Raw genomic sequence first — 20,707 nt, forward strand, 5'->3', positions numbered from 1 at the left:
AAAGCCATTCTTTATGATTTCCAATATAACATCCTTGTTAACTCATCTATCTAATTGTCGTTCTAGATTTTTTTTCACCTCAGGCCATTCGGATTCAAGAATACTGAAGTAGACTGTGTCCCGTACGAAACCAGTGTATGTAACTCGACTTTTTCGCAAAACTCCTTCGCGAATCGCTCCTATCCGCTCAATCGCATTTTGCGACCTGATGTTCCTGCCGTCTGTTTTTAGCTGAACACGGATTGTTTTCAAAGATTCAAAGCAATGCATTAGCAGTAAGTACTTACATTCCGTGTTTACCGGTGTTCGCCAAACATCTGGTGATAGCCAGGTCCAACCGATTTCAAGGTTTCGGCTAACTTCAGAAGTATCAAGAAACCGTGTACTGCCCACCAGTTTACCAAGCTTGTTGTCATGAATCACAAATGGAAAATCGTTTCCTTTTTGTCTACCTTCAAGTGCTTGGTCAATAAGCAGTTCCATATCGGACTTGGACGTAATATTCATTGGCATATAAGACCAGATTTCTTCGTGCCCGCTTGCATTGTACAGCTCATCGAGATCTTCTTTTTCCATCGGGCGAATCGTTACATGCTCACCCTTTAGCGTTACAGGTTCAACCCACATGATCATCATCCTCTCTTTATTTCATTTTACTCACAGCAGGATGATTTTTGTTAAAAAGTTTGGTGTAAATTAAAAAAGGAAAGCTTCACGGGAATGTAAACTGTACCCTGTAGAGTAGACACATTAAAAAAAGGTCTACTCTGCAGGGTCTTTTTGTGTACAATTAGAGTGAAAAATGGGATGGGAGAACACACATGAGTAAAAAATGCTTCACAAAAAAAGAGATCGAACTATTATCAAAAAATCCTTATGTTAAGTCCGTTACTTCAAAAGCCATCACCTATACTGATGAATTCAAGCAGCTGTTTATTGTTCAAAAGGAACGTGGGAAATTCTCTAGAGAGATTTTTGAAGAGTACGGGTTTGATACAGAGATTATTGGAACTAGACGTATTAAATGTTCTGCTGAAAGGTGGGGGAAAGCCTATCGTAAAAATGGAGCACTGGGACTTCAGGATGCAAGAAGAGGACAATCAGGAAGACCAAGGAAAAGAGAACTTTCCAATGAAGAAAAATATGCAAGGTTAGAGGCGGAAAATAATTTATTGAAAGCAGAGAACGAATTGCTAAAAAAGATAAAGTTCGCCGAAAGGGGGCTAAAGAAAAAGAACTGATCTTATCAGCTGATCAGAAGTTCGTCCTCATTCGATACATCATTGAGAAATATAAGTTAAAAAACATGATCACTTACCTTTGTAAATCTGCAGGCGTATCTCGTCAAGGCTACTATAACTATTTTTCAGCGAAACAAGTAAAGCGAAGAAGGGAAAAAGAGAAAAAGGATGAAGTTGTCCGGGATGTTATTCTCAAAGCCTTTCACTTTAAGAACCGTAAAAAAGGAGCCCGCCAAATTAAAATGATACTGGCAGGTCAATTTAATATTGTCTATAACCTTAAAAGAATCGGGAGAGTCATGAACAAGTATGGCATTGTATGTCCTATCCGGAGAGCGAATCCTTACAAGCGTATTATGAAAGCCACCCAGGAGCACAAAGTCGTTTCGAACCAGCTTAACAGAGAGTTCAAACAGGAAGTACCTTATAAGGTGCTGCTTACAGACATCACATATCTCTACTTCGGGAAAGGGGAAAGGGCTTATTTATCAACCATTATAGATGCCTCTACCAATGAAGTATTGGCCCATAATGTTTCGGATCGAATTACGCTCGACATCGCTATGGACACGCTTAAGAAGTTAAAGAAGAATAGGAAGGTTAAACTGGCTAAAGGAGCCTACATCCATTCTGATCAAGGGAGTCATTATACCAGCCCTGTATATCAAAAGTTGGTGAAGAAACATCGACTGGGCCAGTCCATGTCCAGAAGGGGGAATTGTTGGGACAACGCCCCACAGGAATCCTTTTTTGGTCATTTCAAAGATTTAGCTGAAATAAAATCCTGTAAAACACTGAAAGATCTTAAACGGGAAGTAAAAACTGCCATTAAATACTACAACTCCTATAGATACCAATGGAATATGAAAAAGATGACCCCCGTTCAATACAGAGATCATCTTCTTAACGCAGCCTAGCCTTTTTTAAAATTGTCCTTTACAAGGGGTACAGATTAATGTGAGGCCCACCCTTTATAGTAATGCTCCTAGTGGATATCCCGCTTTTTAAAGCGGCCACCACGGACTTCTGCAATATCAGCAACGGCAAGGAAAGCGGAAGGATCATTTTCAGTAACAATTTCCTTGAGTTTTGCTTCTTCCAGTCTATTTATGACACAAAAGATTACTTTTTTATCATCTCCGGAATAGGCACCTTCCCCTTTTAGAAAGGTTACTCCTCGTCCAAGACGATTCATAATTGAATCACCGATCAGATCGTAATTCTCACTAATGATCCAAACTGATTTCGATTCATCCAAACCGGTAATGGTTATATCAATGGTTTTATAGGCAACGAAATAAGCAATTAACGAATACATTGCACGGTCCCATGTAAAAACGAAACCAGCACTAGAGAGAATAAATAGATTTAGAAACATAATGACTTCCCCGACAGAAAATGGTGTTTTTTTATTAAAGAGGATCGCTAGTATTTCTGTTCCATCCAGTGAACCACCATACCGAATAACAATCCCGACACCAATCCCGATAAAAATACCTCCAAATACTGTTGCGAGAAGAACGTCCTGGGTAATGGCAGGTACTGGGTGCAAAAATGTGGTAGTAACGGATAGTACAGAAATTCCATAAAGGGTTGAAAGGGCAAAGGTTTTGCCAATTTGTTTATAACCTATAAAGAAGAAAGGAAGGTTTAAAATAAAGATAAAAAGTCCTAGACTCCAACCTGAGATGTAAGAAAGCATGATCGAGATTCCAACAATCCCACCATCAATGACTTTGTTCGGGACAAGAAATATCTCAAGTCCGACACCCATCATGACGGCCCCTATGGTAATTAGAAGAACTCGTAGAGCAATTTTCCCTTTTGTCAATTTTTTATGCTGTATTTGTTTCATATACTTTTCTTGTTGTTCAAGTAAACTCAGTTGAGTCGAATCTGACATCCCATACCTCCAGTTACAAAATGTTACTTTAATTATATCACAGGGAAGCGCTGAAAATGTCCATTATGTTCAGTGGCAACACGATGAAAAGCATCCAAATGAATGCCCTTCATCGTGGTGACTATTGATTGTAAAATCCAGTCTATTCTTTTATTAGGGAATGAATTTCACCTTTCACCTTCATCATTTCCTTTCGTACATCATGATCATCAAGATTTAGTTGCGCTTCGATTTCTTTTGAATTTTTTCCGTCCCTTTTATATTGAATAACCCGACTTAATTCGGTGTTACTTAGCTTTGATAGGACAGTTGCCTTAACTAGAGAATGAAATTTAATACCACTTTCGAGGTATCCGGTCAGTTCTTGTTTGTCAGTTTTACTATAAGCAGCAAGGTAGTCTAATATCTTACCTTTGTTTTTCTTCATCAATTGTTTATGTGCTTTCCATTTTTGCTTTTGTTTTTCAAGCTCTCTTTTATCAACCTTGAAATGTTCTGCAGTTTTGTCCCATGAACCTGCTTGTTTATAGTAGGAAAGGATTTTTTCTGGAGAATGATTTGTTAACTTTGAAAATTGTAAGGCACGAAATATATCATGCTTGGAATAGCTTTTTTTAAGCAACGATCGGAACTCGTCGTGGTAAAATTTGTGATGTTCATCCTTTTCTTGAACCTTGTTACTATGGCCGGTTTCATGAGCGTCGACCAGGTCTGGATAGGTAATGCCCGTCAATAATGCAATAAGCATAACGAATATAAGCTTCTTCAAACGAATCACTCCTTGTGAAAATGTTTACTAAATCGTAGTTTGACCAGAGGGGTAGATAATTATTGAAAAATTGATGGAAAAAATTTCTTTACAGAAAAACTAATGTCCTTTAAAAAGGTGATTCGTGATGTTTAACTGTAGTCCCCGTCTATAGATGGATTTTTATGTGAGCGGAAAATAACCATTGAATAATTTAATACTTAAGTAGTATAGTGGACTATATAATAAGTATTAGACGGGGTGTTACATATGAATATAGGTAGAATGCATGTACTCATGAATATGTGGAGAGGTCTATACAAAGTGCTTGAGGGCGATTTAAAGGAAAGTGCCGAACAGCTTGGTTTAACGGTTTCAGAACAGCATCTTGTTTGGATCATCTTCCATGAAAAGGAACTAACTGTTACCGCCCTGAGTGAATTGAGCTTACTAAATATTTCTACAGTGACTCAGGTCTTGAAGAGGCTGCAAAATAAAGGTTTCATCGTATTAAATAAATACCCTCAAGATCGACGGGTTTCGTATATTGCACTAACTGAAAATGGAGCACTTGTGGCTGATAAAATCTTGAAGCAACAGGATGATTACCGAGTATTAGGTTATTTTGATAAGGCTGAAGAGGACCTGTTACTGAAAATGACCAAACTTCAATCTGAAATGAATCGATACTATCATGGGGACCGCTTCGTTAATTGGGTCGAAAAAACAAAACGCTCAATTGATTCGTCAAGAATGTAAGCATTTTGAAACGATATAGCGAAAAAAATGACCATCTAATCTTCTAGACGGTCATTTTTTTGTTATAGTTCTATTACTCTTACCATCACTGATACGGATATCAATAGATTTAAAACCACCTATCGTCAGAATAATCTAATAATCAATCAGACAATGTGTTAATGTAATAGATAGACTGAGGAGAGGGAGAGGCAGATGCCCGAAACAGATTTTTATGTTAAAAATGAAATTTTAGAAGCAATTATAGATAATGCATTCGAATGGGTTGTGGTTGTGGACACTGAGGGTATCGTACGTTTTATGAACAAAACGTATTGCGAATTCCTTGAAGTGGATGCAAGAGAAGTGATTGGAAAACATGTCACAGAGGTCATTGAAAATACGAGAATGCATGTTGTCGTAAAAACCGGAAAAGAAGAAATCGCAGACTTACAGTTCATTAAAGGAAATTACATGATTGCAAATAGGATTCCAATCTTTCATGAGGATAAAGTGGCAGCTGCTCTTGGGACAGTCATTTTCCGTGATACTGAGCAGTGGAAAAAGATGAACAGCCATGTTAAGAGTCTATTTTCGGAACTAGAATTTTACCGTAAAGAATGGACGGCGATTAACGGAGCCAAATATTCGCTGAATGATATTATCGGGAGCTCAGACGCACTTCAGGATTTGAAACAACGCGTCAAAAAGATTTCAAGTGGCGATATTTCCATCCTGATTCGCGGGGAAAGCGGAACAGGGAAAGAGCTATTTGCTCATGGTATCCACCAGCTTAGTGAGCGTAGTAGTGGACCCTTTGTCAAAGTGAATTGTGCAGCCATCCCTGATAATCTGCTTGAGTCAGAGTTATTCGGTTATGTGGAGGGTGCATTTACAGGTGCAAAAAAGGGTGGAAAAGTCGGTAAATTACAACTCGCGAATGAGGGTACGCTCTTCTTAGATGAAATTGGAGATATGCCGCAACACATGCAGGCGAAACTGTTACGAGTCCTACAGGAAAGAGAGATTGAGCCGATTGGATCGAACCGGCAAGAAATGGTGGATGTACGTATCATAGCTGCAACAAATCGTCCACTTGAAAAAATGGTACAAGAAAAGCTGTTTCGTGAAGATCTTTTTTACCGTATTAATGGGTTCCAGCTCATCATTCCTCCATTACGCGAGCGAAAAGAGGATATAGCTACATTAACTGAGTATTTCTTGAAGAAAGTTACCCAGAGAACTGGTAAACGAGTGAATCACATTGATCAAGAAGCGATTGATATTTTGTATCACCACAATTGGCCTGGGAACATAAGGGAATTGGAAAATGTCATCGAAGCAGCGGTACACCTCACATATGAGGAAATCATCGGAATAGATTCATTACCTGATTATTTAACAGAGAAGGAATTATTAAGAGTAGGAAAGCAATCATTGAAAAAACTACTTGAACAAACAGAGCGGAAAGCGATCATAGAGGCACTTGAGCAAAATCGGGGAAATAAGTTAGAGGCAGCAAAAACATTAGGGATTGGAAAATCAAGTTTATATGAAAAATTACACAAATTTAAAATTGAAGAGTGAGCTGTCCATTCCAGAACTCCGGAAAACCTTCCGTGATTCTGGAATTTTTGAATTTGTAAAAGATAAGAGTATTTTTAATGATTATTATTCCGATTTTTCGGAATAATCGAAATGGTTGACCGATGAAAATCATTGGTATTAACAGACAAACAGTCTTGGCATGAAACTTGCAACTAGTAAATAATGGGCGGAAATATGGATAAATCCGGTTCTTTATTACGGCATTTTTCAGTTCGAGATGTCGATTGATCTGTATTTACATCGGATTATTTGTAAGCGGTTCCATGGATTTCGTCCAAAAAAGGTTTCTTGAAAGGGGAAGGCGTATGTTAAGTATGATTGGTCTGATTGGGGGTCTAGCATTACTTATCATCCTAACTATGCGTGGGATGAATTTGCTTGTTGTTGCTCCGCTATGTGCTTTATTCGTCGCGGTATTAAGTGGAATGCCGTTATTTCCACAGCTGGCAGGCGAAGGAGAAGTAAACCTCATCGGGAATTACATGGCTGGGTTTTCAGGATTCGTCGCTGCCTGGTTTTTAATGTTCTTACTCGGTGCTATTTTCGGTAAGGTAATGGAAGACAGTGGAGCAGCCGATAGTGTTTCCAAATGGGTTGTGACAAAGCTAGGCATGAAAAAAGCAGTCCTTGCCATTGTAGTCGCCTGTGCGATTCTAACCTATGGTGGCGTCAGCCTATTCGTTGTCGCATTTTCAGTCTATCCTATGGCGTTAAGCTTATTCAAGCAAGCAGATTTACCACGGCGGTTTATACCTGCTGCACTTGCATTTGGTTCCGTTACATTCACAATGACTTCAGCCGGTTCACCAGAAATTCAGAACTGGATCCCAATTGAATTTTTAGGGACTTCACCATATGCAGGTTGGGAAGTCAGCTTAATTGTAGCAGTTTTCATGGCTGTATTCGGTTATTGGTGGTTAAAAAAAATGATTACGAAAGCTGCATCTACAGGGGAGCGATTCGAAGCACGTGAGGATGATCCCAAAGTACTTGAAAAAGAACTGCCAAATCCAATTGCTGGTTTAATACCTCTTGTAGTTGTCCTGATAATCTCTTTTATTTTCCATGATTCATTGGAGCAATCAGCCCTTATCGTTGCATTACTAGGTGGTGTTATTGCTACGTATTTATTGAATCGGAAGTTTTTTACCGATTTCTGGGCAGCAGTATCTGGAGGAACACTCGGAGCATTGATTGCAATCGGGAATACAGCTGCTGTTGTTGGGTTCGGTGGTGTTGCGAAAGCAGTACCAGCATTCGATACAGCCGTTAACGCTATGACAAACATACCAGGTAGTCCGTTGATTGGTGGTGCTATTGCAGTCAGTGTGATAGCTGGTATGACCGGTTCAGCATCGGGAGGTCAGGCCATTGCGTTACCGATTTTAGCTCCTCACTATATGGATTTAGGAGTGAATCCAGATGCATTGCATCGAACGGTAGCTATATCTTCAGGTGCACTTGATTCCTTGCCGCACAATGGGTATGTAGTAACAACCGTTCGCGCAATCTGTGGAGAGACACATAAGGCTGCATATGGTGCGGTTGGTGCATTGACTGTAATCGTTCCATTGCTCGGACTCGCTCTAGCAATCATCCTTTTCTCATTTGGTTTAGGAATTTAGTACTTAGTTTAGGAGGAAAGAATTGTGGTCCAAGATAAAGTTGTTTATATCACCGGTGCAGCGAGTGGAATTGGAAATGAAATTGCACAAGCATTTGCTAAAAATGGTGCAAAAATCGTTTTGATTGATCTGAATGAAGAAGGTGTTTTAGAAGCTTCAAGGATTTTGGAAAATGAAGGACACGAAGTACTTGGTATTCAATGCGATGTTACATCTGAAATAGAGCTCAAGAAGACAATTGAACAAACGATAGAGCACTTTGGTCGGTTGGATGTGTTAATCAATAATGCGGGACTTCAACATGTGGCCGCTATTGAAGAGTTCCCTACCGAAAAGTTTGAATTGATGATGCAGGTCATGCTGGTTGCACCTTTTATCGCAACCAAACACGTCATGCCGATTATGAAAAAGCAGAAGTTTGGACGGATTTTAAACATGTCTTCGATTAATGGAATTGTCGGCTTCGCTGGAAAAGCAGCTTATAATAGCGCAAAACATGGGGTGATAGGTCTTACTAAAGTTACTGCATTAGAAGGTGCAAAAAACGGAATTACGGCAAACGCGATTTGTCCAGGTTACGTTGATACTCCGCTTGTTCAAAACCAGCTGGAGGACCTTGCGAAAAACCGAGGTATTCCTAAGGAAAAAGTAATGGAAGAAGTGATCTATCCATTAGTTCCGCAAAAGCGGTTATTGTCTGTCGAAGAAATTGCAGATTATACGATGTTCTTAGCGAGTGATAAAGCGAAGGGTGTCACTGGTCAAGCAGTTGTGATCGATGGTGGCTACACAACTCAATAGATGATGTTGATAGGACTCTCCTGAATTGGAGGGTCTTTATTGTTTAGGAAGATTTTATGATACGATAAATAATAGAAAAGAGGGGCATGGGGGTACTAAAATGCAATTAAGCTTCTTATGGCGAAAATTCTTATCAGCGCTCGCGACGAGTATTATGACGACAGCCTTTTTTGTCATTGCCGGAATTATAGGCGACGGCTACGAAGCCATTTCATGGGGACTCATTTACTTTGTATTTGTGACGATTGCCATTGTAATTTATGGATTACCAGTGTCAATCGTAGCGGATATCGTTATACCCAATACAGCTCGTTTCAGCTGGTTCTATTCCATCTTGATCCATGTCGGCTTTGTCATCATTCCGCTGGGCATCATGAATCTCATTGTGCCTCGTGCCGAGGTTCTCAATTATCTAGCACTTATTACTCCGATTGCATTTTTGTTTGCACTCATTGATACGATTTTAAAAAGACGAAACGAAAGCTGGCGATTTGAACGAAAGATAAAGTCGATTTTCGGATATGGTGCTGGTGCAACATTGCTTATCATTGGTTGTCTTGTTTGGTTTTTTCAAGGCACAATCGATCAACAACCACCGTTAACCCACTACTACATACCAGAAGGCCATAAAGGGTGGGTTTACATTTTTTACGGTGACCCCGAACATACGCCACTCGAAGCTACTGAGGACAAACGTATCATCCGTGTCAATGAGAAAGGTGTAGCAAAAACATCGAGCTTATTAAATGGTGGATCACTCAAGGATAAAAAGTATTTTTACATAATGGAGAAAGGTTTGAAGGAAAAGATTCCAGCAGATCAGGTCCATTTCGTTGGTGTCTCAGATTACTCGTATACTGGTGCGGAAGTATCGGTTTACTACGACATAGAGAAGATTTTTATAGGGACAGACACAGAATTCCTGAACCGGATTCAACCAAACGTGGTTCCATTAATTGAATTACCTGACCCAGATCGAGACCCCCGTAAAATCTATATTCCAAATGGGTATACAGGGTGGGTGAAGGTTCGGACAGGTGATAAAGCGGGTATCATCGCAGGCACCTCGGTTCAAATTGACCAAGATGGGAACGGTACAGTGCCTTTTCATGATATCAGCTTTAGTTCCCACTACGATCATTTCTTTTATAAAAGCAGTAAAGAGTTGACTAGGATTCCTGAAGAAAAACTTTCAGAAATTTATTACTATCCTGAGCTAATCGTATTTTACGTCGGTCCAAAAGAAGATTTTCAACAGCATGAGCCTTTTGACTATGCTGAATATCTTCAAAACTCGTAAAAAGTTACACACGCATGATGCACGATTAATGAACAGAATGAGAGGATCCAGATGAAAAAGTTTATAATGATTTTTGCGATATCTTTAACAACGATCTTATTCACTCTTTTCGGACTTTACCAGTTGATGAATGCAAGGAGCTTCCAAGTGTTTGGAGGGCTGGTTGAGCAGGTTAACACAGAGGAAAAGGTAGTTGCATTGACCTTCGATGATGGTCCAACAGAAAAGACAGATGATATTTTAAAAATTCTTGCTGACACGAAAGTGAAGGCGACCTTCTTTTTAAACGGAAATATGATTAAAAAAAATCCTGAGGCAGCAAAATCGATTGTGCAAGCGGGACATGAGCTAGGTAACCACACATACTCCCACCAACGGATGATCTTCAAATCATACTCTTTTATTGAGAACGAGATAGAGAGGACGGATGAGGCGATCAGGAAAGTAGGATACAAAGGAGACATTCATTTTCGTCCACCGAATGGAAAAAAGCTGTTTCTCTTACCGTTTTATTTAAACAAACACGATAAAAAAACGATTATGTGGAACATTGAACCAGACTCCGACCCGGAAATAGCTGGGAGTTCAGATCGAATCTTCCAGCATGTGAATGAAACCATCGAACCAGGATCAATTATTCTACTTCACGTCATGTATGACAACGAGGAACGAGAATCACTTGAAGCAGTTGAGAAAATCATCCATACATTAAAGGATAAAGGTTATTCGTTTCAAACTGTTAGCGAGTTATTAGAATCTGGAAGCGACTAAATGAATAACTCCCATTTTTAAACAACATGCATAAGAAAAAAGCTGATCCAACTGTCAGATAGGACGTTGAGGTAGGATCAGACTTTTTCAACATTACAGACAAAATAATGGATTTCGCAGTTAATTCTTAGGTTTCGCAGTTAATTTCAGATTTTCGCAGTTAATTCTTGGGTTTCTTTTAGGCCCCCTAAATCATTTAGACACCAAAATCATTCTCCCTTATATTAAAAATAAGCTATTTTAGCTACTTGGGGGAGGTGATTGGTTATGCCGAAGAAAAAAATTGAGGTATTAGAGGAAGTAAAAAAACAATATGTCCGGATGGCCCTCGAGACCAATAAGATGAGTTCCACGGCAAAGGGTGCGGGGATTTCCACAGAGACCCTCCGAAAGTGGATGAGGACCTATGAAGATGAGGTTCGAGATGAAATGGAAGTTGAAGGAACAGAGGCCTTAACCCCACAAACATCCAGAAAAGAATTAGAAAAGAAATATGATCATGCCATGAAGCTACTAGGCGAAAAAGAATTAGAAGTAGCGATGTTGAGGGAACTTCTTAAAAAAAACAAATCCCAATACTAGTGCAGCTTGAAGAAATCAAAATGTGGGTGCAAGAAGGGTTTTCTGTGATCAAAGCGACAGAGGCTTTCAACTTCACCAGGTCACTCTATTATTATTACGAGGCCAAGGGGGCAAAGAGGACGTGAAAAAAAGAGGGCGGCCGATTCCGGGCTACTCGGTATCCAATCAAGGGGAAAAGATTCCGGATGCGCAAATCGCAGAATATCTGATGGAACTTTATTGGGACGAGTGGTTGGGAGCTATGGGCTACAAAAAATGGACCCTATATCTAAAAGACCACCACTCCCTGATCATTAGTAAGCATAAAGTGTACCGGATGTGTAAAGGGCTAGGAATTCTAAAAAAACCGAACACAAAAAAAGCAAAACACCCAAGAAAACTTGCGAGAAATCGTACGATTACAGGCTCGAATCAACTCTGGCAAGTCGACATCAAATATGGAAACATAACGGATTCCAACGCCTTCTTTTACGTGTGTAGTGCGATTGACGTTTATGATCGAACCATTGTTGGTTATTATTGTGGATCGGTTTGTAAGGCGAAACATATTACAACGATGTTGACAAAAGCACTTATACGTCGGAAAGTGCACTTTAAATCTGGGGAATTTGAGAAGAAGCTGATTCTTCGAACCGATAACGGACCCCAGTTTGTGAGCGAAGACTTTGGCAACTTTTGTGACCATCACAAGGTCTATCATGAGCGAATTCCAAAGAAGACACCAGACATGAATGCTTATATTGAGTCCTTTCACAGTGTGTTACAGAGAGAGTGTTTTGACCGATATGCATTTGGATTTTACGAAGAAGCCTTTTATTATGTGGATCAATATATCGCTTTCTATAACCATTCTCGTTATCACGGAAGCTTGAAGCCACACACGCCTCAGAAGTATTATGACTTATCTCGAAGAGGGCAGATCCCGAGCACAAAAGTGAAATTATAGAAATTCTACGATAGAAGGAGAATGGCTGGGCATGTGTCCAAAATAAGGGGGCCCAGCCGGTTTCGCAGTAAATCCCAGGCTGTCGGTGTAAATTTCTTATATCAGTTTGACCGTTGTTTTTTACTGATACTGTACTGGTTTACTGACATCTCTTGCAGATCTTTCAAAATACATGCAGTTATTCATCAATGATCATATCATTTTGAAGGTCAAGAATTTGTGACACTACCCGTTGAATTTCCTCTCGTTGCTGCGCATTTGAACTTTGTGAAACCTTTTGTAAATCGATATACGCCTCTTCTAACTGTTGTTGTGCTGTCGAGTACGTTACGTCATCGATCTGAGGTTCCTGCCGATTATATAAATCATTTTGTTCCTTCGCATAAGCGATCACTTGCTCTGCACGGTCAAGAAAAGTCCGAAGAGATTGATGTTCTGTCATGAAAATTCCTCCTCAACACATTATCAAGAGATAGTGTGGTAAAAAACGGGATGAATTATGTATGGTTTACAATTAGGACATTCGCATAATTTTACGATACTCCATATTTGTCCCTATCATGAAGCCTTGACATACATAAAGTATTAGTGAGACGAGGAAAAGGAGGCAGGAAAATGAGCGATAAAAAACCAAGAGGAAAAGGATTTACCCTAATCGTTGTATTGTTTATCCTTTTGATTATCGTTGGAGCTTCTCAAGTCGGCGGTTATGGCGGCTATGACGGCTATGACGGCTATGAAGGCGGCTACGGCGGCGGGTACGATTGCGGCTGTGACGGATATGGTTACGGCGGCGGCTACGGCTGGTGGTAATAATACTATAAAGCAAACAGGTGGGGACACGTTCCATCTGTTTTTGCACGATTACAAAGAAAACTAGAAAGTATTTTCTTAACGTGTTAAAAGAGTGGAGGCTGACCCAAACATTGTTTGTTGATGTTAGGTCAGCCCCTTTTGAATCTTTAGGAATATTTTCTGCCCACAAGAAATATAGGAGTTACACGCCAAAACTCCGGATTACGTGCGATGAGTACGATGGCGCAGAGTTGGACGATATACACGGAGTGAAGGGCGAAAAAAACACATTCACATAGTTCGGTCCAATCCGTGCAGATGAAAAAGGTTGAAATTCACTCTGCAAAAGCTGAAAATATACACATGATACATACTTAATTCGAAAGGCGGTGATCGACCATGGTCGTCACTAAGATACCGAAAGAAGATCGTGATCAATTGGTTCGAAGTATACAAGCTTATTTTTTGGATGAACGCGGAGAAGAAATCGGTGACCTGGCAGCAGGACTACTGCTCGACTTTTTTATAAAAGAAATGGGTCCGTATGTGTATAATCAAGGAGTTCGTGATGCTAAAGATGTACTCCAACAAAAGGTCATGAATTTGGAAGAAGACCTCGATGCGCTACAACGCCCGATTACAAATAGATAAGCGATACAAGCACCCTGGAATTCACTCTTGACTTTTTTAAAATATTCACAAAACTATATTGACAGCGCTTTCATACTGTCATATAATACGGTTAATTTCATACGTTATATTATCAAGAGTGGATAAAAGAACTGGCTTGATGATTCCACAGCAACCTGTCTATTATAAGGTGCTCCAACCAGCAAAGCAGTGCTTTGAGTGATAACGAAGAGACATAACTCTTTTTGCATCATATTCATAGCAAGAGGAGTTTTTTATTTAAAAAATAAGAGGAGGGTTCAAGTGGTTAAAAAGAATAGTGAAGCTTCGTACGTCGATCAAAGTAATCAGAAGAATATTCGTGCCATGACCCCTGAAGAAATCGAGCAATTTCACCAAAAGACGTATGAAAAATATATTCGCCAGTTTGCACGTGAACGTCGTCAAATAGGTAATAAATAAGAATAAACAGATGAAGATTCAACATATTCAGCATGTTTTTGTTTATGGTACATTAAGGCGTACAACGAAATCATAATTTGACTGATGGCATGAATTGTGTTGCGGAGTGTGCTTGGATTCAAGCTGCTCTTTATGATACAGGCAATGGCTATCCGGCCGTTATCTTGTCCGAAAAAGGTACCGTTTACGGGGAACTATATGACGTTAACCCGAGTGAGCTGCAGAAGCTCGATCGACTAGAAGGGTATGAAGGTGCGGGCGGCGTTAATCTATATGAACGAAAAATACTTCTTGTTCAAACTGAGGAAGCTGTCTATAATGCGTATGTGTATACGGCAGATCACAATCTAGAGCTATGTGAAAACCGCATCCCGACGGGTGATTGGATCCATCAGTCCCCTGGCTGAAACAGTGTTTACTTGTGCACACTGTACACATCTATAGGTCGCCCCCATTTTATTATGGAGCATTCTTTTTCCATGCCGATCCGTTCGGCGACGGCAATCGATGGAAGGTTATCCGGTGTGATCAGCGAAATCATTTTTGTATAATGACACTTCTTAAAACCATAATCCATACAAGCCTTTGCCGCTTCAGTTGCATATCCGTTTCCCCAGAATGAACGTACGAAGGAATATCCGATTTCCATCTGAATCGTGCCGCTCACTTTTTGAGGTACAATCCCGCACTGACCGACGAATGTCCGGTCTTTTTTTAATTCAGCTGCCCATAGCCCAACATGGAAGGCATCATAATTCTTTAGGTTCCATTCAATCCATTGAATCGCTTCAGTCTCGGTTTTTGTACTCGGATAGTAAGTCATAGCTACCGGATCGGAAAAGATCTTCATCAAATTGGATACGTCCGTTGCTTTTAAAGGACGGAGGTATAATCGTTCTGATCCAAGCATTGACATCACCTCACAAATTTGCACTATCCATATCATGGACGTTTAATCGGAAAGATAAAAGAATCTGCACAAGACTCTTCACCTGCTTTATTTTATAGTTAAAAAGGATAAAAACCAAACCGCATGATTTTGTTCATCTGCAGCAGCACTTCGAAAGACTTCTTTAATGTATGGGGTCCTGGCTTGTTCCGAGAATTCCAAGTAAAAATCAGTCGTTTCCTGTTCATCCTTAAATGATGCTATTAGCCCTTCCGTATAGTTATCTGGACATTCCTCGGTTATTTGTGGTTGAGGTTGTTGTCCAGTTAAGGATGTATATATTTGCATGAAACGTTGGTAGTGTTTAATTTCATCCTGACGAATTTCTTGGATTTGTTCCCGTTGCTGTCTGTTTGGAGCCTTTTGAGCAAGCTTTTGGTAACACTGAATCGCACTGTACTCCCCATTTATTGCGTTGCGGATATCTTCAATAATACCTTGTGTCTCCGTTTGACGATACAAATACATTTAGGCCAATGCCTCCAATCTTTTTCGATATCCTATGCCCACACACTGGATAAAGTTACTTGCGTATTTTGATTGGGTGCTCCTACGGCAGGTCGAATTCTAAATCGGCTTTAAAATAACTGAAATTCTCCGATGAAAAAACATTCATGCTAGGTATGTTTACTCCATAGGTTAGAATATGGCATCAAGTACATGCAGGGAGGGAATCGATTGAGAAGTGAAGAGGCACGATTACGAGAGATTCAAGAACTGGCATTCCACGTCATGGACGATATACATTTGAACAAGTCCAAGCGTGATGAAGATGATCTAAAAGCAGCAGTCGATAACTTATCCAGAGCCGTCGGAATGTTTTCAGACCCTCATAAAAATGTATCGCTCGACTATGTTGAAGAAAAAGTAGTGAAAGCCCATCAATTGATCGTCAAATCGAAACGAAAAGTTAGCATGGTGAAAGTGAAATAAAAGAATTTGAAGTTCCATTTAGGTGCAGGTTGTTAAATACGGGTTTCCATGGATCCGTATTTTTCTTTTTGCAGAATTTATAGTAATAAGGTACTGTGAGTGGTTGAATTATTAAGTTTGTGGTTGAATTAACATGATCCGTGGTTGAATTAATCGCTTTCGTGGTTGAAATAGTGAGGTAATCAATATTAGAGTGCGTAGACTTGATTTAAATGAGTAATAGTACACGAATTGAATTCTTTTTCACTGAAAAATAAAACGTACAACTATACAAAATCAGGGCATTAAATCAAAAAAGCAAACAAAATTCCAGTCATTTTTGTCCTTTTACTCCCGAATATCGGGAAAATACATAATCGATGAGATATAAACCCATCCTAAAAGCTATGGGAGGTGTATATACCATGCCAAACAACAATAAATTGGTTGTTCCTGGAGCACAGCAATCTCTTGATAACATGAAACAAGAGGTTGCGAACGAATTTGATGTTCAGTTAGGTGCGGATACTACTTCCCGTGCGAACGGTTCTGTTGGTGGGGAAATGACAAAACGACTTGTCGCACTTGGAGAACAACAGCTAAGTGGTAAGCAGCAACAGTAATCGTTACGTAAAGTAATAAAACCAGGGTTTCCCCTGGTTTTACAACGTATAAAAGGAGAATCAGATGAGACACATTGTTGCATTATTAACTAAATTTACAATGCTAATTGGGGTTTTGTACATTTCTTTAACTGTATTTTTTGGAGTGTCATTCCTGAATGTACTAGGAATTGCTCTGCTACTTACCATAGTTGGATATGCTCTAGGTGACCTGTTTATTTTAAAACGATTCGGGAATGTCATAGCAACAATGGCAGATGCTGGCTTAACCTTTCTTGCAGCCTGGTTCTTGGCAGATGTTTTCATAGATACACCAGCGAACCAGTTTTATGCAGGCGTTTCAGCGGCAGCAATCACCGCCATTGGGGAATTTGTGTTCCATATGTTTATTCAGGCTTTAAGACCGTTAAAGCCGACTCAAAACACGTATAACTTGAATTACGGCACAGAATTTGGAGAAGAACTGTCACCCCGACAAGACGACAACGAAGATAATAAATAAAAACGATCCTACCACGGATCGTTTTTTATTTTTGTCTAATGATTGAATGTAGAAATGGCTCTTGTTATAATGAATTCGTGTTACGATATCGGCTTTCGATAACGGTATTGCTTATTAGCTATATGAGGTGAAATGTATGGAAGATAAACGTCTTAGAAAGCTTTTTTTAGGCTTCATCCAAATACACATTCTGCATCATGCAAAGGAACATCCTATTTTTGGTGTATGGATGCTCGAGGAATTATATGAACACGGTTACGACATCAGCCCGGGAACCTTGTATCCGATCCTTCACTCAATGGAATCAGATGGTTTATTGGAAAAGGAGGAAAAAAAGGTAGATGGCAAGATTCGAAAATATTACACGACCACTGAAAAGGGGAATGAGATTCTAATAGAAGCACGGAATAAAGCGTATGAGCTTTTTAAGGAAATTAGGGAATAGAGTAAAAATGGGGGAGCGGAAAATGGAGCAGAAGAATCGTTTGATGACCTATCTAGAAATCTTAATGATCTCCACTCGACTAGGGTTTACATCGTTTGGAGGACCTGTTGCACACTTAGGTTATTTTCACGAAGAATACATTCGTAAAAGGAAGTGGTTGGATGAGAAAGCCTATGCTGATCTAATAGCATTGTGTCAGTTTCTGCCCGGACCTGCGAGCAGTCAGGTTGGAATCGGAATTGGAATTATACGAGGTGGGATGATTGGCGGGATCCTAGCTTTTCTCGGTTTTACATTGCCATCCGTCATTGCTCTGATTATTTTTGCATTACTGCTCCAAGGCTCGGATTTTGCTGATTCGGGTTGGATTCATGGCTTGAAGATTGTTGCAGTCGTCGTTGTTGCTCAAGCAATTCTTGGAATGGCACAAAAACTGGCACCGGACTTACAGAGAAAAACAATTGCATTGGTCGCACTCGTCGGCACTTTGTTATGGCAAACCACTTTTGCACAAATCGGAGTCATCCTTGCCGCAGCATTAATTGGGTTACTTTTATACAAGAATCAAAGTGAGGACAAGGAATCTCACATCCATGTCCCGATTTCTCGTAATTTTGCCTACGCTTGTCTTGCTTTGTTTTTTGGATTACTCATCGTTCTGCCACTATTAAGTGAGTGGATGTCTATTCAATGGTTAGCGATATTTGATAGTTTTTATCGATCAGGAGCACTCGTTTTTGGTGGTGGACACGTCGTCTTACCTTTACTTGAGAGAGAGTTTGTTCCGACAGGATGGGTAAGTGAAGAGGCTTTCCTTGCCGGATACGGTGCAGCACAAGCAGTACCAGGTCCATTATTTACGTTTGCGGCTTATCTCGGAACGATTATGAATGGGTGGAAAGGCGGATTATTAGCTACAATGGCGATTTTCCTCCCCGCATTTCTACTTATATTTGGAACATTACCATTTTGGGGAACGCTACGACGAAATCCGAAAGTAAAAGGCGCATTAATCGGGGTCAATGCTGCAGTAGTCGGTATCCTAATTGCTGCATTCTATCGTCCGATTTGGACAAGCTCGATTCTTGCACCAATTGACTTTGCTTTTGCTGCGGTCCTTTTCAGCATGCTCGTCTATTGGAAACTACCACCTTGGATCATCGTAATTGTCGGTGCACTTGGAGGTACGATTTTATCAATCTACTAATGTAATGATTAGAGGTGTCTGTATCCTTTTCTTGGGGCAGCACCTTTTTTCATTATAAAAACAAAGCGGGGCCGACTCACGTTCAGCAAAGCCTCAATTAAGAGAGCTACTAAACGATATGTAGAGTCAGCCCCTAAAACGGGGAGGTAGGATATTTATTAGGGGGAACCAAAACTATCGCTAAGGAACCTCCTACTAATATAGACGAATGACTTTGAAATAAGTTGCAAGTTTTTTATTTTTTTAATAGATTTATTTTTGCTGGAAAACGAACGAATGTTCTGGTATTATTGATAATAAGTAAAAATATGGAGGTGCTCTAGTTGAGTAAAGAAGTATTAATGGTAATTGATGTACAGTCGGCTGTCATGGAGGAATCAAGTCATAACCGGGAAGAAACAATTGATCGTATTTCGGGTTTGATCCGTAATGCCAGAGAACGAAACGTGGCAGTAATCTATGTCCAGCATGAATTTCCTGAAGGTCCAATGAAACGTGGAGAGCAAGGTTGGCAGCTTCATCCACAATTAGAACAACCTCTCAGTAATGAAGTGATCATTAATAAAACCTTGCCGAATTCATTTGCAGGCACCACACTAAAACAAACACTCGATCAGTTGCACGCGACCCACTTATACATATGTGGTGCACAGACTGATTATTGTGTTGACTCAACATGTCGAGGAGCCTTTGATCTGCAATTTGATGTCACCCTCATCACAGATGCCCACACCACGGCTGATAATGAACACCTTACTGCCGAACAAATCATCCAGCATACGGAAAACACACTTAAGAACTTTTGGAGCCCAAACTCCACAATTACATTAAAGAAATCATCTGATATCCTTTGGATGCAAAAAGAAGTAAGAAAGTAAACTTTAAAAAAGTATTAAAATTCATAAAAGATATTTTATGTATTTGCGTAAGGTTTTTAACGTTTTATCCGTTATATAGATTGAGAGAGCAGGAGGTGATCATAATTACAGGAAATATCCAATCCATTGTTGAAGGAACACGATCTCATCACCAGAAGTTTGAGGAAGAGATCCAGCCTTATACGAATGAGTTATGGAAGTACTGTCGCTATGTTACTGGTTCACCATGGGAAGGTGAAGATTTATATCAAGAGACTTTACTTAAAGCGTTTGCGATGCTCCCACAAATGTGGCGTCCGGTGAATACAAAGGCATACTTATTTAGGATTGCGACGAACGGTTGGATTGACGAGTGTCGAAAACGAAAAGAAAACTTTTATGAGGATGAGCCCGCAGAAGTAGAAGCATCAGATGCTGACCACTTTGAAATTAAGGATGCTCTGGAATACCTTGTAGGAAACTTAACCCCTAAACAAGTTTCCACTATATTGTTGATGGATGTGTTTCAGTTCAAAGCGAATGAAGTGGCAAATATGATTCATATGACTGAAAATGCCGTACATGCTACACTGCATCGGGCGAGGAAAAAGCTGCGTTCCATACATGCTGAAGATACCACTACTGAAAATAGTCCACTAGCGTTTAATGACACAAAAGTGGTTGACAGGTATTTAGAGGCTTTTAACAATCGAGACATCGATACTATGGTAAATCTAATGAGTGATACCATTCATATGGAAGTAACTCCCGGCTTTCAGGAATTTTCCAAGGAGGATGTCAAGAAAGGGTCGTCACAAGCTGGAATCATGGGTAAAAAGATATTCCGGGAATACCTTTGGGGGAAATGGGTTCTTATCGTTCTTGCCGAAACTTCCGAGGGCCTTGCGCTTCATGATGTCCAGTATCAAGATGTAGCAAACGACAAAATCGTCCGCCACAAGAGCTACTTCTTCTGCAGACAATTGTTAACAGAAATCGCAGAAAAAATTAATGTACCATTACAGTTAGACAAACCACCTGTTAATTGGAATACAAATTAGG

Annotated in this window: 26 protein-coding genes and 1 riboswitch; of the genes, 20 read left to right on the top strand and 6 right to left on the bottom strand. The window is 39.9% G+C overall.

The annotated features are described in order from the left end of the window. Positions 1–42 precede the first annotated feature (42 nt). The gene (locus MOJ78_RS04860; RefSeq protein WP_304980081.1) at positions 43–627 is read right to left on the bottom strand and encodes a GNAT family N-acetyltransferase; all 585 of its coding nucleotides are present in this window, start codon (positions 625–627) and stop codon (positions 43–45) included. A 194-nt stretch (positions 628–821) separates the two neighbouring features. On the opposite strand from MOJ78_RS04860, the gene MOJ78_RS04865 reads away from it, so the two are divergent. Then, positions 822–2,158 (top strand): IS3 family transposase gene (locus MOJ78_RS04865; RefSeq protein ID WP_370529725.1). Its coding sequence is split into 2 segments (ribosomal slippage): positions 822–1,233 and positions 1,233–2,158, totalling 1,338 coding nucleotides; the frame shifts between segments, so codons are not numbered across the junction. A 68-nt stretch (positions 2,159–2,226) separates the two neighbouring features. Here the strand turns inward: MOJ78_RS04865 and MOJ78_RS04870 are convergent. Then, positions 2,227–3,096: a YitT family protein gene (locus MOJ78_RS04870; protein WP_370529804.1), complete on the bottom strand. Its 870-nt coding sequence runs from the start codon at positions 3,094–3,096 to the stop codon at positions 2,227–2,229. Positions 3,097–3,286: 190 nt separating this feature from the next. Beyond that, the gene (locus MOJ78_RS04875) at positions 3,287–3,913 is read right to left on the bottom strand and encodes a hypothetical protein (protein WP_304980083.1); all 627 of its coding nucleotides are present in this window, start codon (positions 3,911–3,913) and stop codon (positions 3,287–3,289) included. A 249-nt stretch (positions 3,914–4,162) separates the two neighbouring features. Between MOJ78_RS04875 and MOJ78_RS04880 the strand changes: the two genes are divergently transcribed. The 8 genes from MOJ78_RS04880 to MOJ78_RS04915 all read left to right on the top strand — a co-directional run bounded on the left by MOJ78_RS04880 (position 4,163) and on the right by MOJ78_RS04915 (position 12,263). After that, the gene (locus tag MOJ78_RS04880) at positions 4,163–4,651 is read left to right on the top strand and encodes a MarR family winged helix-turn-helix transcriptional regulator (protein WP_304980084.1); all 489 of its coding nucleotides are present in this window, start codon (positions 4,163–4,165) and stop codon (positions 4,649–4,651) included. A 195-nt stretch (positions 4,652–4,846) separates the two neighbouring features. Further along, positions 4,847–6,217 (top strand): sigma-54 interaction domain-containing protein, encoded by a 1,371-nt coding sequence (locus MOJ78_RS04885; protein WP_304980085.1) that lies wholly within the window; start codon positions 4,847–4,849, stop codon positions 6,215–6,217. A gap of 326 nt (positions 6,218–6,543) precedes the next feature. Further along, positions 6,544–7,863, top strand: coding sequence for a GntP family permease (locus MOJ78_RS04890; RefSeq protein ID WP_304980086.1), 1,320 nt, complete (start codon positions 6,544–6,546; stop codon positions 7,861–7,863). Between the two features lie 24 nt (positions 7,864–7,887). After that, positions 7,888–8,664, top strand: a complete 777-nt coding sequence (locus tag MOJ78_RS04895) for a 3-hydroxybutyrate dehydrogenase (protein WP_304980087.1) — start codon at positions 7,888–7,890, stop codon at positions 8,662–8,664. A 100-nt stretch (positions 8,665–8,764) separates the two neighbouring features. After that, complete coding sequence (locus tag MOJ78_RS04900; RefSeq protein ID WP_304980088.1) at positions 8,765–9,964, top strand: DUF6843 domain-containing protein; 1,200 nt, start codon at positions 8,765–8,767, stop codon at positions 9,962–9,964. 51 nt (positions 9,965–10,015) lie between these two features. Then, entirely contained in the window at positions 10,016–10,735 is a 720-nt protein-coding gene (locus tag MOJ78_RS04905) for a polysaccharide deacetylase family protein (RefSeq protein WP_304980089.1), read from the top strand. Positions 10,736–11,002: 267 nt separating this feature from the next. Beyond that, on the top strand, positions 11,003–11,317 hold the full coding sequence (locus MOJ78_RS04910; protein WP_304978280.1) for a hypothetical protein: 315 nt from the start codon (positions 11,003–11,005) through the stop codon (positions 11,315–11,317). 121 nt (positions 11,318–11,438) lie between these two features. After that, positions 11,439–12,263 carry an IS3 family transposase gene (locus MOJ78_RS04915; protein ID WP_304978279.1) on the top strand — a complete coding sequence of 275 codons (825 nt, stop codon included), beginning with the start codon at positions 11,439–11,441 and terminating at the stop codon, positions 12,261–12,263. A gap of 178 nt (positions 12,264–12,441) precedes the next feature. On the opposite strand, the gene MOJ78_RS04920 is transcribed toward MOJ78_RS04915, so the two are convergent. Then, a complete protein-coding gene (locus MOJ78_RS04920; RefSeq protein ID WP_304980090.1) occupies positions 12,442–12,705 on the bottom strand; it encodes a DUF2524 family protein in 264 nt (87 codons plus the stop codon). A gap of 173 nt (positions 12,706–12,878) precedes the next feature. On the opposite strand from MOJ78_RS04920, the gene MOJ78_RS04925 reads away from it, so the two are divergent. The 4 genes from MOJ78_RS04925 to MOJ78_RS04940 all read left to right on the top strand — a co-directional run bounded on the left by MOJ78_RS04925 (position 12,879) and on the right by MOJ78_RS04940 (position 14,557). Then, complete coding sequence (locus MOJ78_RS04925; protein WP_304980091.1) at positions 12,879–13,076, top strand: YjcZ family sporulation protein; 198 nt, start codon at positions 12,879–12,881, stop codon at positions 13,074–13,076. Between the two features lie 381 nt (positions 13,077–13,457). Continuing rightward, a complete protein-coding gene (locus MOJ78_RS04930) occupies positions 13,458–13,709 on the top strand; it encodes a DUF2164 domain-containing protein (RefSeq protein WP_304980092.1) in 252 nt (83 codons plus the stop codon). A gap of 106 nt (positions 13,710–13,815) precedes the next feature. Next, positions 13,816–13,917: riboswitch (SAM riboswitch) on the top strand. Positions 13,918–13,991: 74 nt separating this feature from the next. Next, positions 13,992–14,150 carry a hypothetical protein gene (locus tag MOJ78_RS04935; protein ID WP_304980093.1) on the top strand — a complete coding sequence of 53 codons (159 nt, stop codon included), beginning with the start codon at positions 13,992–13,994 and terminating at the stop codon, positions 14,148–14,150. Positions 14,151–14,227: 77 nt separating this feature from the next. After that, complete coding sequence (locus MOJ78_RS04940; protein WP_370529768.1) at positions 14,228–14,557, top strand: gamma-glutamylcyclotransferase family protein; 330 nt, start codon at positions 14,228–14,230, stop codon at positions 14,555–14,557. Between the two features lie 8 nt (positions 14,558–14,565). Here the strand turns inward: MOJ78_RS04940 and MOJ78_RS04945 are convergent, their stop codons facing one another. Continuing rightward, entirely contained in the window at positions 14,566–15,060 is a 495-nt protein-coding gene (locus MOJ78_RS04945; protein ID WP_370529769.1) for a GNAT family N-acetyltransferase, read from the bottom strand. Between the two features lie 87 nt (positions 15,061–15,147). Continuing rightward, complete coding sequence (locus tag MOJ78_RS04950; RefSeq protein WP_304980096.1) at positions 15,148–15,567, bottom strand: ferritin-like domain-containing protein; 420 nt, start codon at positions 15,565–15,567, stop codon at positions 15,148–15,150. 210 nt (positions 15,568–15,777) lie between these two features. On the opposite strand from MOJ78_RS04950, the gene MOJ78_RS04955 reads away from it, so the two are divergent. From MOJ78_RS04955 to MOJ78_RS04985, 7 genes are all read left to right on the top strand, one after another. Further along, entirely contained in the window at positions 15,778–16,032 is a 255-nt protein-coding gene (locus MOJ78_RS04955) for a hypothetical protein (protein ID WP_304980097.1), read from the top strand. Between the two features lie 404 nt (positions 16,033–16,436). Then, a complete protein-coding gene (locus tag MOJ78_RS04960; RefSeq protein ID WP_304980098.1) occupies positions 16,437–16,634 on the top strand; it encodes an alpha/beta-type small acid-soluble spore protein in 198 nt (65 codons plus the stop codon). Positions 16,635–16,698: 64 nt separating this feature from the next. Next, on the top strand, positions 16,699–17,136 hold the full coding sequence (locus MOJ78_RS04965; RefSeq protein ID WP_304980099.1) for a YndM family protein: 438 nt from the start codon (positions 16,699–16,701) through the stop codon (positions 17,134–17,136). A 136-nt stretch (positions 17,137–17,272) separates the two neighbouring features. Then, a complete protein-coding gene (locus MOJ78_RS04970; protein WP_304980100.1) occupies positions 17,273–17,581 on the top strand; it encodes a PadR family transcriptional regulator in 309 nt (102 codons plus the stop codon). 22 nt (positions 17,582–17,603) lie between these two features. Next, positions 17,604–18,788: a chromate transporter gene (locus tag MOJ78_RS04975; RefSeq protein ID WP_304980101.1), complete on the top strand. Its 1,185-nt coding sequence runs from the start codon at positions 17,604–17,606 to the stop codon at positions 18,786–18,788. Between the two features lie 323 nt (positions 18,789–19,111). Further along, entirely contained in the window at positions 19,112–19,666 is a 555-nt protein-coding gene (locus tag MOJ78_RS04980; RefSeq protein WP_304980102.1) for a cysteine hydrolase family protein, read from the top strand. Between the two features lie 95 nt (positions 19,667–19,761). Next, positions 19,762–20,706, top strand: a complete 945-nt coding sequence (locus tag MOJ78_RS04985; protein WP_304980103.1) for an RNA polymerase sigma factor — start codon at positions 19,762–19,764, stop codon at positions 20,704–20,706. Position 20,707: the final 1 nt, after the last annotated feature.

The organism is Alkalihalobacillus sp. AL-G (assembly GCF_030643805.1).
In the GTDB taxonomy this organism is placed as follows: domain Bacteria; phylum Bacillota; class Bacilli; order Bacillales; family Fictibacillaceae; genus Pseudalkalibacillus.

Bases quoted from the DNA above. Each gene is read 5' to 3' on its own strand.
- MOJ78_RS04860 (WP_304980081.1), bottom strand. From the start codon at position 627: ATGTGGGTTGAACCTGTAACGCTAAAGGGTGAGCATGTAACGATTCGC.
- MOJ78_RS04870 (WP_370529804.1), bottom strand. From the start codon at position 3,096: ATGAAACAAATACAGCATAAAAAATTGACAAAAGGGAAAATTGCTCTA.
- MOJ78_RS04880 (WP_304980084.1), top strand. From the start codon at position 4,163: ATGAATATAGGTAGAATGCATGTACTCATGAATATGTGGAGAGGTCTA.
- MOJ78_RS04885 (WP_304980085.1), top strand. From the start codon at position 4,847: ATGCCCGAAACAGATTTTTATGTTAAAAATGAAATTTTAGAAGCAATT.
- MOJ78_RS04890 (WP_304980086.1), top strand. From the start codon at position 6,544: ATGTTAAGTATGATTGGTCTGATTGGGGGTCTAGCATTACTTATCATC.
- MOJ78_RS04900 (WP_304980088.1), top strand. From the start codon at position 8,765: ATGCAATTAAGCTTCTTATGGCGAAAATTCTTATCAGCGCTCGCGACG.
- MOJ78_RS04905 (WP_304980089.1), top strand. From the start codon at position 10,016: ATGAAAAAGTTTATAATGATTTTTGCGATATCTTTAACAACGATCTTA.
- MOJ78_RS04910 (WP_304978280.1), top strand. From the start codon at position 11,003: ATGCCGAAGAAAAAAATTGAGGTATTAGAGGAAGTAAAAAAACAATAT.
- MOJ78_RS04920 (WP_304980090.1), bottom strand. From the start codon at position 12,705: ATGACAGAACATCAATCTCTTCGGACTTTTCTTGACCGTGCAGAGCAA.
- MOJ78_RS04925 (WP_304980091.1), top strand. From the start codon at position 12,879: ATGAGCGATAAAAAACCAAGAGGAAAAGGATTTACCCTAATCGTTGTA.
- MOJ78_RS04930 (WP_304980092.1), top strand. From the start codon at position 13,458: ATGGTCGTCACTAAGATACCGAAAGAAGATCGTGATCAATTGGTTCGA.
- MOJ78_RS04945 (WP_370529769.1), bottom strand. From the start codon at position 15,060: ATGCTTGGATCAGAACGATTATACCTCCGTCCTTTAAAAGCAACGGAC.
- MOJ78_RS04950 (WP_304980096.1), bottom strand. From the start codon at position 15,567: ATGTATTTGTATCGTCAAACGGAGACACAAGGTATTATTGAAGATATC.
- MOJ78_RS04960 (WP_304980098.1), top strand. From the start codon at position 16,437: ATGCCAAACAACAATAAATTGGTTGTTCCTGGAGCACAGCAATCTCTT.
- MOJ78_RS04965 (WP_304980099.1), top strand. From the start codon at position 16,699: ATGAGACACATTGTTGCATTATTAACTAAATTTACAATGCTAATTGGG.
- MOJ78_RS04970 (WP_304980100.1), top strand. From the start codon at position 17,273: ATGGAAGATAAACGTCTTAGAAAGCTTTTTTTAGGCTTCATCCAAATA.
- MOJ78_RS04975 (WP_304980101.1), top strand. From the start codon at position 17,604: ATGGAGCAGAAGAATCGTTTGATGACCTATCTAGAAATCTTAATGATC.